Consider the following 12452-nt stretch of genomic DNA (forward strand, 5'->3'; position numbering starts at 1 on the left):
CGGTGCCGATTTGTCGTCTGGTCCCGCAAATCTGCAGTCTGTCGCAATCCCGGCAGCTGGCAGGAAGGAGGCCGTTATAGTGGCTACATTGTCAAATTGGTTAATAATTGCCGCACCTAGAGCCTACAGGAATAGGCTCTTAGCAGCATTGCCAACAAAACACGAATAGCAACGGAGAAGCAGATGAGCAAATTTTTGAAGTTCGGCCTCGCGGCCCTCGGACTGCTGGCGCTGATGCGCCTGGCATCGGCCGCGCCCGACATCACCACCGAAACCCGCCCGCTGGACGCGCGCGTGATGCGCATCAAGATCGATGGCGTGGTCGACCTGCGGGTCCGCCAGGGCAGTCCGGCCTCGCTGGTGCTCAATGGCGACCCACGCTCGATCGCGAAGATGACGACCCTGCAAAGCGGCGACACGATCGTGATCGGCACCGAGAACCACGAGATGCGCGTGGCGCGCAAGAACGGCGTGCGTGCAGAGATCGTGCTGCCGAACCTGCGCGAAGTCAGTTCCGAAAGCGTCGGCATGACCGAGATTACCGGCTTCAAGGGCGACGAACTGGAACTGTCGCTCGACGGCGCCGGCTCGATGACCGTGAACGCGGATTTCCGCATCATCAGCGCCACGCTGGGCGGGGTGGGCAGCATGCGGCTGGCAGGCATGAACAGCGAGCGCATCAACCTCGACCTGCAGGGCGCGGGCTATGTGACGCTGGCCGGGCGCAGCAAGACCCTGAACGCCGAGCTGGGCGGCCTGGGCGGGCTGGACGCGCAGCAGTTCGTGGCCGATTCGGTCACGCTCGAACTGTCGGGTCTGGGCAATGCGACGGTCACCGCGCACCAGAGCGCCAACCTGAACCTGTCGGGCATGGGTTCGGTCACAGTCTACGGCAAGCCGCTGAACCGCCGGGTGAGCGTCGAGGGACTGGGCAAGGTCAGCTGGAAGTAAAGGCACCGGGCGATAACGAGGTAGGCGAGAGACCGATCCACGCACTGAGACAATGAAAAAAATTACCGTAGCGATCCTGCTTGCCCTCGGCCTGACCGGGCTGGCGCAGGCGGGCTTCCCCGAGGGGGCAAGCGCGTACAACGCGCGCAACTATGCGCAGGCGATGCGAGAGATCGCGCCGCTGGCACGCGCCGGCCATGCCGATGCCCAGCACTTGCTGGGCTTGATGTATTACATGGGCCGCGGCGTTGCGCGCGACTACAAGCAGGCCTTGCAATGGCACCTGAAGGCCGCCCAGCAGGGCAAGGCCGACGCGCAGTACGTGGTCGGCGCCATGTACTACACCGGCAACGCCGTGCCGCAAGACCAGAAGCATGCCGTCACGTGGTTTCGCAAGGCGGCCGAGCAGGGCCACGGCGAAGCCCAGCACGCGCTCGGCCTGATGTACCGCTACCACGTGGCCGGCGTGCCGGGCGATCCGGTGATCGCTTACATCCTGTTCAACCTGGCGGCAGCGGGCGGCAACCACAATGCGGTTGGCCAGCGCGCGGCGATCGCCAAGACCATGACGCAGGAGCAGATCGAGGAAGCGCAGGCGCTGTCGCGCACCTGGAAGGTGGGCACGCCCTTGCCGACGCAGTCGAAGACGGGGGGAGGGTGAACCGCGCCGCCGTGACTACATTGGCGGCTGCCCGTTCGATGCCGTCACACCCGCATCCACCGGCAGGTTGACGCCAGTGACAAGGCGCGCATCCTCGCTCGCCAGGAAGGCCATCACTGCAGCGACGCCCTCCGGATCCTCGGGCGCGCCGAGCGGCATGCGTTCCTTGAACTTGGCGACCAGTTCGGCGTCCTTCAGCATGTCCTGGGTCATGCCGGTGTCCGTGAAGCTTGGATTGACGGCGTTCACCCGCACGCCGTCCTTTCCCGCATCCAGCGCCATCGCGCGCACCATGTTGCTGACAGCGCCCTTCGACGTGTTATAGGCGAACGTGTTCCAGTCGCCTCCCAGCCCCGACACGGAGGAGGTCATGACGATCGAACCGCGTACCTTCACGAGTTCGGGCATCGCCGCCTTGGCCATGTGGAAGTAACCGGTCACATTAACCGCCATGACGCGCGCGAAGTCTTCTTCGCTGGTCTGCATGATGTCGCCCTCGGTCGCCACGCCGGCGTTGTTGACCAGGACATGCAGCGCGCCAAAGCGGTCGATGGCCGCCTTGACCGCGGCGGCCGCGGTTTCCTTGTCGGCGGTGTCGCCCACCTGCATGAGAACACGGTCCTGTGGAAGTCCGGCGGCGGCTTTGTTGAGACTGGCACCGTCGATGTCGAACATGACGACATTGGCGCCTTCATCGAGGAACCGGCGCGCGGCCGCCAGGCCGATGCCGGACGCGGCGCCTGTGACGAGTACGGTTTTTTCTTTGAAATGGTTCATCGTATTCCTTTCAAGTTGAGCGATGGATTTGCCGGCGTAAAAGGCGGAAGCGACAGTGAAGTGCTTGTGCAAATGGAGCCTGATAGCGGGGGCGGAGAATGCGATGACGACGGTATCACAGCCGCACAAATCTCGATTTTCAGTGCTCAGGGACCATTTTTCGCGTCTTGTCTTTGCCGCTCAGCCTGGTTTGCGGCTTGGAACGCCAATTAAAACGTCTTACTTGCTCTGGAAGTTAGGCCCTCGTACACTGAGCCATTCCGACCGTCTGGTATCGGCGGGAATCGGGCACTAGAGGAGCAGGTGAATCATATGACTTCGACAGCGTGGCTTCTTCTGGTCGCAGGCACGGCGCTGCTGTGCCTGGACGCTTATGCCGTGCGCAAGGTGTACATGTCGGAACTCTACGAAAAAAAACAGTTTTGGGCGCAGACCGCGCTGATACTTTTCGTGCCTCTTTTAGGCGCCTTCCTTGCACTCTGTCTGTGCCGCGACAATATTGCGCTGTTTCAAAAACCACCTGCCGGCCACGCCAGGGATATAGACGGGACCTGCAGTAACGTCGATTATCACGGATGAGCGTACTAACGGCTGCTGAAGGGTCGGAAGCGGGCACTACAATAGGTCTGCAAGCGGCCAGAAGCGGAAGTTCGTCGTCAGTACACAGGTCAGATTTTGGAGGGAAAGTGGAAAAGGTAGCTTTTGCGTTAGATGTCGACGATGGATGGCCGCCCGTAGCTACCGAACATGTTTGGTGTGAAAAAACAGGCTCGATTTACGAACTTAAAAACGCTCCCTTTTTTATTAAGGGTCTCGCGCTTGGCGATAAATTTTCTGCCGAGCCAGACGCAGTCAACGGCTGTGTTTTCGAGTTCACTACCGTAGAACCATCAGGACATTCGCTAGTCTGGATTGCTGAACAAGAGGGGCTTGAACTTGAGCCGTACAAAGATGAGCTAGTAGATCTGGGCCTCAGTATCGAAGTTTTCTCTCAGTTCAAACACTATGCAGTTGATGTTCCTGCATCGGTCGATGCTCACGAAGTCAACACAATGATGGACATGCTCCAAGAGCTCGGTTTTGCGATGGCCTTTCCTGTCTGGCGACACTGATCAAATGCAGGCCTCTTGGTCCGCTTTGGATCGTAAGCGGACGCTACAATAGGTCCGCAATCGGCCAGAAGCGGACGATTAGCACTGCGCAAAACTCATTACGAGTTGCGGCTAGTCTTGCTAAGTCTGCGCGTCGTAGCTAGGACACCAGCAGGAAATTATTAGGAGGTTATCTTGGCGTCACCTTTGGAAGATCTTGACGAACTCACTCTCCGTTGCAGGGATCATCGCGCCCGAGAGTACATCAGCGAAGCTGTGGCCGCTTATCGTGCAGGTGCATTTCGCTCTGCCATTGTGGCATCATGGATTGCGGTATGCTTCGACGTCATTGGAAAATTACGGGAATTGTCACTAGCGGGAGATAAGGCCGCCGAAGTATACGTGGACCAAGTTGACGAGATCAGACGTAAGGACGACCTTTCAGGGGCACTGAAGTTCGAGCGCGAACTACTACAATTGGCCAAAGATAAATTCGAACTATTGTCGCCAATTGAATATGTTGATCTTGAACGTCTTCAGGCCGACCGAAATCGCTGTGCTCACCCTTCATTAACTTCAGATGGTCTTGCGTATCGGCCGCCTGCTGAGCTTGCTCGGCTGCACATCCACTCCGCAGTCACCCATCTGCTTCAACATCCTCCAGTTCAAGGCAAATATGCCTTGGCGCGTATTCTCTCCGAAATCGATTCTCCCTATTTTCCGACAACCAAAACAGAGGCAAGGATTGCTTTCGCGCCTGGTCCGCTCAGCAGACCAAGGGCATCGTTAATAAGAAATTTAGTTGTAGTTCTGCTAAAAGCGATGTTGCTGGAAGCGCGAAATTACACGCGGCGAAAACAGCTAATCGCAGCGCTAGGCGCTCTTCAAGAGATGCATCCTATTGAGTGTTCGACGACGTTGGGATCATCTCTTTCAGAAATCTGCCGAAGGGCTAGTGACGACAAACTTCAGTACCAGATTGAACTTTTGGAGGACGACCCAGGTTGTTGGGAATATATGGACGAGGACTTACATCAAAAGCTCGTGGCGTTTGTAGATCAGCTTCCTTCGTCCGAGATTGAGACAATTCCATTTCTACTTCGGTTTGCACCTCTGGCCCGGAGCGCAATGGCGAGGCTTCGCAGGATTACAATAAAAGAGCTGGAGTCCTCTCTCTTCTTTGATTTTCCGCCGCATATTGGCGACGTCATCGTGGGGAATTATCTCCGAGCCGGATCTTTTGAATCCGCAAACAACTGGGGGAAGCATATTGCTTTCTATGCTAGTGAGATAAGTGCTGATCAAGTGAGGCTACTAATCACGGGCGCAGCGGCGAATAGTCAAATACAGGGTAGCCATCAATTCCGTCCGCTCTTGCAAAAATTAAGGGAAGCAGGAAAACTGGATGCGGACCAGTTCGATCAACAACTCGTAGATGCGGACTTAAGTGAGTTTGTAAATATTTGATTGGTAGTGCCGGGTAAGCCTCGCAGTTAGTCTGAAACGCTTCGCTGAACTCCACGGTCTCTGCTCCGTTTTGGGTTGACGCCTTGTGCGTGCTTGTCCGCATGACGCGCATGAGCGACTGGCGCCTAGTGGCCGCTCCGGGGCGGTAGCTGCCGCCCAGTGTTAGACTGCTCGGCCAGAAGCGGACATTATGAATAGCCAAGCAAGTTATCTCTACCAGATTTCGGAAAAAGCTGGCGTCGACGAAGATCTTCTTACAATCTTTCATATGTAAATTACATGACAGCACCGCAGCCGCCTTCAATGATTGAACAGGTCTACCAGTACGCGCAGGAGGTACGTGAGGCACTGCCTAATGAATCGTGGGCGAACCACGTCTACACCTTGGCAGTGAGGACCCTGACCTCGACTTTTGGCAACGACTGGGTTGAGCACCACGTGCTAGCCAGCGACGAGCGATCCCCCTTCTTCCGCAATCTCGAAGCCGCCGCTGGGGACGAATCTTTGCATCGGACGCGCGTCATCGATCTCGCAGAGACCATCCTCAACCTTCAAAAGGTTCCAGGCTTGATCGACGTCCTGAGGGCGATGAAGCTCGGCCACATAAAGGCCGCTATATTGCTAAGTAATTATTAATATCTAAGGGAGGTCGTTATGCCTTTTGTAGATGGGAATTTTCCCAGTTTGGCGATCGATGAAGCTGCAGGGGTCCAAGATCGAATTTCTGGGACATATCTTAAAAAGAGTGGGAATTCTTCAGACATAATTTCTTTGAGTGAGGCACTTCCTATCGATGGCGATTTTATTTCGAAAGCATCTAAGCCTTCCAAATATACGCTTCTTCATAAGTTTACTGAAAGCTATCTTTCAGCCGAGTATCATTATGGCGCAAGGAAGGGGGAGGAGCACTACCCCCCAACGGTTTATGGCCTCTTGAATGAGTACAATATAAAATATGAAGAAATTCCTTATACAGGACGAGACAGCAATTATAAATTGTACCAAATAGCGGTGCCTGCTTTTAGAATGTTAGCACATGATGCCTTTTGTATATTATTTGAAAACAGGGAGTTGATGAGGGAATTTAGTCGCTTGGTGGCTTCGCTAAGCAATGAAGTATATTCCAGAGTGAATTACTGGCCATCGTGGTTAGAAGACGCTCTTTTTAATAGAGAACGGGGACGATGCGCAATGTGTCTCTGCGATTTAACTGGTGTTATAGCCATAGGAAAAAAAATTCATATCGATCATATCATCCCTATTAGCGCCCATGGAACCAATGACCCTACAAATCTGCAGGTTTTATGTGATAAGTGTAATCTTAAAAAGGGAAACAGAAACGACAACACTTCAGCAATTCGCCATGTCCCATGGACTTTGTAGGTGTCATTCACGAATGACAGCTTTGAGTCTTGGATTCAACCGGTCGACGCAACACACTAAACTCTGCGTAAGCAGAAGGAGTGTTGCAGATGAAGCAAAAACCGAGGATTTATTATACGGAAGCCCAGAAGGCGCTCATGTGGGAGCGCTGGAAGAAGGGTGAATCACTTCAGCAAATTGCCCAGCTGTTCGATCGAAACCACTCGTCGATACAGCGAATTCTTGCCGAGTCTGGCGGCATCCGGCCTGCACAAAGGCAGCGCTCAAGATTGGCTTTGACCTTGGCTGAGCGGGAAGAAATATCGCGCTCGCTAGCCACTGGTCAACCCATCCGTCGGATTGCTCAATCACTTGGACGAGCACCTTCTACTATCAGCCGCGAGATCAGTCGCAATGGTGGCAAGACGAGCTATCGAGCTGGTTGTGCCGACGCCGCTGCCTGGAAGCGAGCCCATCGTCCCAAGTGCTGCAAGTTGGTGGACAATCCCGTGTTGGCGCGCGTTGTGGCTAGTAAACTCCAACTACAGTGGTCGCCAGAGCAAATTGCCGGGTGGCTCAAGCATACGTTTCCAGGCAACGAGGATTACCAGGTGTCGCATGAAACGATTTATCGCAGCCTCTTCATTCAAGCCCGTGGTGCGCTGAAGAAGGAGCTGCTGGAGCATCTTCGGCGAACCCGGGTCATGCGCCGATCGCGTCATCATACGCAAAAGAAAGATAACCACGGCAGGATCAGGGATACGGTATCGATCAGCGAACGCCCTGCCATGGTGGAGGACCGAGCTGTACCGGGCCATTGGGAAGGAGACCTGATGTTTGGAGACCGAAACAGCCAGATCGCCACCCTCGTCGAGCGCCATACTCGTTACGTGATGCTGGTAAAAGTCGCGAGCAAAGATACCGAAACAGTAATCAACGCATTGATTGATAACGCTCGTCAGCTACCCCAAGAGCTCTATCAATCACTGACTTGGGATCGTGGCAAGGAGATGGCCGACCACAAACGCTTTACGATGGCAACCGACATCGATGTCTACTTTTGCGATCCGCACAGCCCTTGGCAGCGTGGTAGCAATGAAAATACCAACGGACTGCTGCGCCAGTATTTCCCCAAAGGCATCGATATCTCCGAGTACTCGCAGGCCCAGCTTAACGAGGTAGCCCGCAAATTGAACGAACGGCCAAGGAAGACTTTAGAATACCAAACACCCGCTGAACGATTCAGCCAACTTGTTGCGTCGACCGGTTGAATCCAAGGTCGTTTGCAGCCAGTCACGACGGACCGTGGATTTCGCTTTGGCAACATGCCCCGTTGACCTGACCGGCCGGATTCGGCCAGAATCCGGCATTAGAGGAGCAGCTGAATCATATGACTTCGACAGCGTGGCTTCTTCTGCTCCTAGGCACGGCGACACTGTGCCTGGACGCTTATGCCGTGCGCAAGGTGTACACGTCGGAGCTCTACGAAAGAAACCAGTTTTGGGCGCAGACCGCGCTGCTACTGTTCGTGCCTCTTTTAGGTGCCTTCCTTGCAATCTATCTGTGCCGCGACGATATTCCGATGTTCAAAAGCCACCTGCCGACCATGCTAGGGATTACCACGGATGAGCGTATTAACGGCGGCTTCGGGTCGGTTGCGGCCTGTCGCACTGCTCACTACTTTTCATACTGGCAACCTGATATGCTGGGCCGAACGGCCGGGTTCGGCCAAAAGCGGTCCCTCGGATTTACGGCTTGCATTCGAAACCGATCGGGTTCGCACTTTACCCGGTCGTACTTGCATTAGTAGCAATTCAAGCCAGAAGTTCCTCCTTAAAATGTTCAACCACAAAGTCAACAAAAACGCGGACTTTTGGCGTCATTTGTTTGCTGCTAGACCACAGTATCCAGAATGCAGTTGTCTGCCTCATGTGCCGGACAACGACCGTACTCAACGCGCCCGTCGCAAGCGCCTCCTTGATCAAAAAATCCGTTACGCAGGTTATACCCCGGCCGCCCTGCGCTAGGTAGCGCAATTAATCGAGGTCGCTGACGACCACTGTCATTTGGCAACGCTAGTTCGCGCGCAACGGTGCGGGACTGTCGAACTGGCCAAGGTGCCAATTTGCCGGTACTGGGATACCGGTAGTGCAGGCACGCATGCTGCCCCAGATCGGAGGGCGTGGTCGGTTCGCCGCGCGCGGCCAAGTAGCCGAGCGTGGCCACCAAAGGAAGCCGATACGCGCCCACCCGCCGTGACATCAGACGCGAGTCGTTTAGCTCCCCGCCGCGGATTCCTAAGCAACTTAAGCACGATCTCCGCACGGCAATGCGTTGCATTGAAATCCATGGCCTAGCCGACCACAGGGAGTGGATAGGAGAAGAGCTTCCAATGAAAAAGGAGGCATGGCTTCAGGGGATGTTTCGGTACGCATGGCCCACCGAGCCGAACTTGGTCCGGCCTTGGCAAGTGATTCTGGATAAGGCGCTTACCGAGAGAGCCTTACGGAATCGACTTTGGCGATGAAGACAACAGTTAGGAGGAAGTAGCTCGCATCGACCTTCCCCCCAGGCTAGCATCAGGAAGAAGTTCTGCAATGTCAGCCTGCTGAATCGGAGCGGAACGAGTTTTCTCATCAGGTTAGAAGCGTAGCGTTTCGGCGTCGGTCCTCTACTAACTGCACAAAAGGGGAACGCTGGTCCTATGCCAGCAGCGCAGTAAGCTCTGGCGATCGCAAAGCCTGGGAAATCGAAAAAATTCGATCCGGAATTCCGCGGTCGCGGAGTACATCGCGCACCCCTTTCATGAGCAACTTCCCATGAGTGGCTCGGGTAAATGCGCTGGTCATCAAGCGAGCGCACTCTACAGCTATATCTCCAGCATTTGGTTGCTGCCCCTCGCTCCTGAGGTTGGCGCAACGTGTGTTTATGTATTTTTTCATCAGCTCGTCCCGGCGCGCAGCAAAGGCCGTTTCTATGATATTGGTGGCCTCTGCCACGTCGATATCACTGCTTTGCGCTAAATGCTCCACAGTCATGAAATATGACTCTAAGTCATTTCCAGCGGGGATAAAAAAGCGTACATCTAGGGCGGCGAACTTTGCTTGGTACGCAAGCAAAGCATCCTCGGTCAGAAAATCTCGATCCCGGTGAAGGATGAAAATTGCAGCCTGGTGCCGAACTCGAAGTTGACGGATTAGTGCGGCGGCTGTCGCAAGTTGAGTGCAGCCTGAATAGGAAACTATGTCGCACTCATCCAAATCCACCCCGTTCGCCTCAAGAAAAATCTTCAGTATTCCGTGATCCTCGTCTTCTGTGAAGACGATGAAGCGCGGATTCCCTAGCCGCTCGCCAACGTTCAGAGCCCCAATCTCTAACAACGCCTTGACTTGATAGTCTTCAACATCGGGTTGGATCTCGCCATTTTTTAGCCAAATTAAGCTCGCGTTGTCCCATAACGCTTCGACCAGATGCCGGCTATGCGTTGAGATAACAATGTTCAAGCCACCTTGCGATGCGTTTATTAATTCGTTCGCCAGCTGTATCTGATTATTCGGATGAAGGTGGCTGTCGGGTTCATCAAGCAGGAGAATTTTCGGAGCAAAGAGATTGATGTACGAGAATATCTGAATTGCCTGAAGGACTCCGGTTCCGCAGGCGTCGATAGGGTAAGTCACGCCATCACGTACAACTTTACACTGGATCATTTCGTCCGCGTCCGCATCGAACGAAACATCCAATTGGTACTCAGGAAAGATTCGTCCAATTTGCTCTTGAAATCGCAGCCATTTGCCCTGATCCGATTTCAATTGCAATAGAATATTTCGAAAAACCCCGTTGGAGTCGCCCTTTGCAGCCGCTTTACGAACAACAAGTTTCGTCTCAAACTCTTCTTCGGAAGGGATGCCCGCTAACCCCGTAACCAACGCGCTGTATGGGCTTACAATTGATTGAAGTTGTGCGCCCAACGGTTGACCGATCAGCTGAAGACTCACGTTTTTATTGCGCCCTTTTCGGACAATTACTTTGGTGGAAATCTCGCCGTCGGTATATGTAATGTTGATTGCTTCTGCCTCCGGCTCACGAAGCTTGCCGTTCGGTCCAAGAGAAAGAACGTCCTTGATCGGTGAGTAGACGAGGTCATTTTGACCTATCGAGGTAGCCAAACGGCCATCGACCCATGCACCGCCTTGCATTGTCGATGTCTGCGCTACCGAAACGCCAAATTGAATCGCTTGTAGCACTGAGCTTTTTCCCGCATTGTTTCCTCCGACAAGCAAAGTGAGACCATCGAGGTCCAATGGCACATTCTGCAAGCTCTTGAATCGTTCAATCAAAACTTTCATAAATCACGTCCTCTGTATAAATAAACGAAGTCAAGCGGGACTGCTCGGGCGGGAACTGGGGGCGCAAGGTTACAGACAATTCCGCTTCCCAGGACAACAATACGGTTAGCTATCAACGGCAATGCTGCATCGTAATCGCTGGACAAGTGCCGTAGTATACCACCTTGCCCAAAGGAAAAATGTGTGCGTAGGCACGGAGTCCAAGAGGGGCCATGTACGCGCATAATATGCACGGCAAAACCCTCTGGGCCGTGTAACCCCAGGTGCCGGCCACGCCGGTGCGCGCGAAGGCAGCAAGCATATGCTCGGCATGGCTGCGCGGTTTCCCATGGATGCGAAAGTTGCATGGGCCTAACTGGACCGTAGAGTTGTTAAACCTAGCTACTTTTGATCTGTGGCGAACGTCCGCTTAGGGTCCAGACTGAATCGCCACGACTATCGTAGACACTCCTGAGCCATAATATCGGGCACAAGGAGAAGATATGAGCGGTAAGCGGTACACAGAAGAATTCAAGATTGCAGCGGTCAAGCAGGTGGCGCAGGGCGGTCACCCGGCGAGCGAAGTAGCGGCGCGGCTCGGGATCAGCATCCATAGCCTGTACGCCTGGACAAAGCGCTACGGCGTGCCCGAGGCGGAGCGCAAGGCTGTCGATGCTCAGTCAGACGAGATGCGGCGCCTGAAGGCCGAGCTCAAGCGCGTTACGGAGGAGCGTGACATATTGAAAAAGGCCGCGGTGTACTTTGCCAAGACGTCCGGGTAAGGTACACCTTAATTGCTCAGTTACAGGACCAATTCCCGGTGCGCCGGCTGTGCAAAGTGCTTGAGGTGCATCCGAGCGGTTTCTATGCCTGGCGCCTTAACCCTGAAAGCAAACGAGCCAAAGAAGACAAGCGCCTCCTGGTTCCCATCAAGGAGTCCTGGCTGGAAAGCGGCAGCGTGTACGGCTACCGCAAAGTCAGCGACGATCTGCGCGAGCTCGGTGAACAATGCGGCGTCAATCGTGTCCACCGACTCATGAGGTCGGCCGGGATTCGTTCACAAACCGGCTACGCCAAGCGCAAATACAAGCGCGGCGGTGCGCCTTCGCTGGTGGCGCCCAATCATCTTCAGCGTCAATTTGACGTGCAGGAACCCAACCGCGTCTGGGTGACGGACATTACGTACATCCGTACCTACGAGGGCTGGCTCTATCTGGCCGTTGTACTGGACCTGTTTTCGCGTCAGGTGGTCGGCTGGTCGATGAGTTCACGCATCGATCGCGAGCTGGCGATGAATGCGCTCTTGATGGCGCTCTGGCGGCGGCAACCCAAGAATACGGTGATGGTACATTCCGATCAGGGCAGCCAATTCAGCAGCTACGACTGGCGCGACTTTCTGGACCAGCACAATCTGCAGCAAAGCATGAGCCGACGCGGGAACTGTCACGATAACGCCGTTGCCGAGAGCTTCTTCCAGCTCTTGAAACGGGAGCGAATCCGACGCAAAACTTACGGCACCCGGCAAGATGCAAGGACGGATGTCTTCGATTACATCGAGATGTTTTACAATCCGAAGCGCCGGCACAGCTTCAGCAATAATTTGTCGCCGGTCGAGTATGAAAAGCAGTATTTCAAGCGGCTCGCGAGTGTCTAGTAAACTCGTGGCGATTCAACCGTCGGTATTTGCCTAAATAAATGTGTCAATCCTGATAGGTGAAAGTCTGCAATGGCCCGGTAGCGGCCGTACCGAGCATTTCGGCCTGGTGTTGTCTACCCAGCGCATTCAGCTTCAACGTTGTAGCAATCAGGAAATTGCAA

12 protein-coding genes and 1 pseudogene are annotated in these 12452 nt (G+C 54.5%); 9 read left to right on the plus strand and 4 right to left on the minus strand.

Features of this window, described 5'->3' with window-relative positions:
• Positions 1–183: 183 nt before the first annotated feature.
• Both NMB41_RS08425 and NMB41_RS08430 read left to right on the plus strand, forming a co-directional pair.
• Positions 184–951, plus strand: coding sequence for a GIN domain-containing protein (locus tag NMB41_RS08425; protein ID WP_494382018.1), 768 nt, complete (start codon positions 184–186; stop codon positions 949–951).
• Between the two features lie 52 nt (positions 952–1003).
• On the plus strand, positions 1004–1612 hold the full coding sequence (locus NMB41_RS08430; protein ID WP_494382019.1) for a tetratricopeptide repeat protein: 609 nt from the start codon (positions 1004–1006) through the stop codon (positions 1610–1612).
• 15 nt (positions 1613–1627) lie between these two features.
• Here the strand turns inward: NMB41_RS08430 and budC are convergent, their stop codons facing one another.
• Positions 1628–2389, minus strand: coding sequence for a meso-2,3-butanediol dehydrogenase (gene budC / locus NMB41_RS08435; protein WP_494382020.1), 762 nt, complete (start codon positions 2387–2389; stop codon positions 1628–1630).
• 312 nt (positions 2390–2701) lie between these two features.
• Here budC and NMB41_RS08440 point away from each other — a divergent pair, with 312 nt between their 5' ends.
• From NMB41_RS08440 to NMB41_RS08465, 6 genes are all read left to right on the plus strand, one after another.
• Positions 2702–2968, plus strand: a complete 267-nt coding sequence (locus NMB41_RS08440) for a hypothetical protein (protein ID WP_494382021.1) — start codon at positions 2702–2704, stop codon at positions 2966–2968.
• A gap of 107 nt (positions 2969–3075) precedes the next feature.
• Entirely contained in the window at positions 3076–3501 is a 426-nt protein-coding gene (locus NMB41_RS08445) for a DUF4265 domain-containing protein (protein WP_494382022.1), read from the plus strand.
• A gap of 174 nt (positions 3502–3675) precedes the next feature.
• Positions 3676–4947 carry a hypothetical protein gene (locus NMB41_RS08450; protein WP_494382023.1) on the plus strand — a complete coding sequence of 424 codons (1272 nt, stop codon included), beginning with the start codon at positions 3676–3678 and terminating at the stop codon, positions 4945–4947.
• A gap of 303 nt (positions 4948–5250) precedes the next feature.
• Positions 5251–5583 carry a hypothetical protein gene (locus NMB41_RS08455; protein WP_494382024.1) on the plus strand — a complete coding sequence of 111 codons (333 nt, stop codon included), beginning with the start codon at positions 5251–5253 and terminating at the stop codon, positions 5581–5583.
• 18 nt (positions 5584–5601) lie between these two features.
• Positions 5602–6330, plus strand: a complete 729-nt coding sequence (locus NMB41_RS08460) for an HNH endonuclease (RefSeq protein ID WP_494382025.1) — start codon at positions 5602–5604, stop codon at positions 6328–6330.
• An 89-nt stretch (positions 6331–6419) separates the two neighbouring features.
• Complete coding sequence (locus tag NMB41_RS08465) at positions 6420–7580, plus strand: IS30 family transposase (RefSeq protein WP_494379472.1); 1161 nt, start codon at positions 6420–6422, stop codon at positions 7578–7580.
• 543 nt (positions 7581–8123) lie between these two features.
• Here NMB41_RS08465 and NMB41_RS08470 read toward each other — a convergent pair.
• From NMB41_RS08470 to NMB41_RS08480, 3 genes and pseudogenes are all read right to left on the minus strand, one after another.
• Positions 8124–8345, minus strand: a complete 222-nt coding sequence (locus NMB41_RS08470; RefSeq protein ID WP_494382026.1) for a LysR substrate-binding domain-containing protein — start codon at positions 8343–8345, stop codon at positions 8124–8126.
• Positions 8346–8499: 154 nt separating this feature from the next.
• Positions 8500–8649: pseudogene (locus tag NMB41_RS08475) on the minus strand (LysR family transcriptional regulator); the annotation flags it as partial.
• 362 nt (positions 8650–9011) lie between these two features.
• Entirely contained in the window at positions 9012–10655 is a 1644-nt protein-coding gene (locus NMB41_RS08480) for an ATP-dependent nuclease (protein WP_494382027.1), read from the minus strand.
• A 482-nt stretch (positions 10656–11137) separates the two neighbouring features.
• Between NMB41_RS08480 and NMB41_RS08485 the strand changes: the two genes are divergently transcribed.
• Positions 11138–12288 (plus strand): IS3 family transposase gene (locus tag NMB41_RS08485; RefSeq protein ID WP_494381430.1). Its coding sequence is split into 2 segments (ribosomal slippage): positions 11138–11381 and positions 11381–12288, totalling 1152 coding nucleotides; the frame shifts between segments, so codons are not numbered across the junction.
• The last annotated feature ends 164 nt before the right edge of the window (positions 12289–12452 follow it).

The sequence above is a fragment of the Massilia sp. FBCC-B171 genome (assembly GCF_059134155.1).

Coding starts and splice junctions, on each gene's coding strand:
- NMB41_RS08455 (WP_494382024.1), top strand. CDS start 5,251: ATGATTGAACAGGTCTACCAGTACGCGCAGGAGGTACGTGAGGCACTG.
- budC (WP_494382020.1), bottom strand. CDS start 2,389: ATGAACCATTTCAAAGAAAAAACCGTACTCGTCACAGGCGCCGCGTCC.
- NMB41_RS08425 (WP_494382018.1), top strand. CDS start 184: ATGAGCAAATTTTTGAAGTTCGGCCTCGCGGCCCTCGGACTGCTGGCG.
- NMB41_RS08440 (WP_494382021.1), top strand. CDS start 2,702: ATGACTTCGACAGCGTGGCTTCTTCTGGTCGCAGGCACGGCGCTGCTG.
- NMB41_RS08465 (WP_494379472.1), top strand. CDS start 6,420: ATGAAGCAAAAACCGAGGATTTATTATACGGAAGCCCAGAAGGCGCTC.
- NMB41_RS08480 (WP_494382027.1), bottom strand. CDS start 10,655: ATGAAAGTTTTGATTGAACGATTCAAGAGCTTGCAGAATGTGCCATTG.
- NMB41_RS08430 (WP_494382019.1), top strand. CDS start 1,004: ATGAAAAAAATTACCGTAGCGATCCTGCTTGCCCTCGGCCTGACCGGG.
- NMB41_RS08460 (WP_494382025.1), top strand. CDS start 5,602: ATGCCTTTTGTAGATGGGAATTTTCCCAGTTTGGCGATCGATGAAGCT.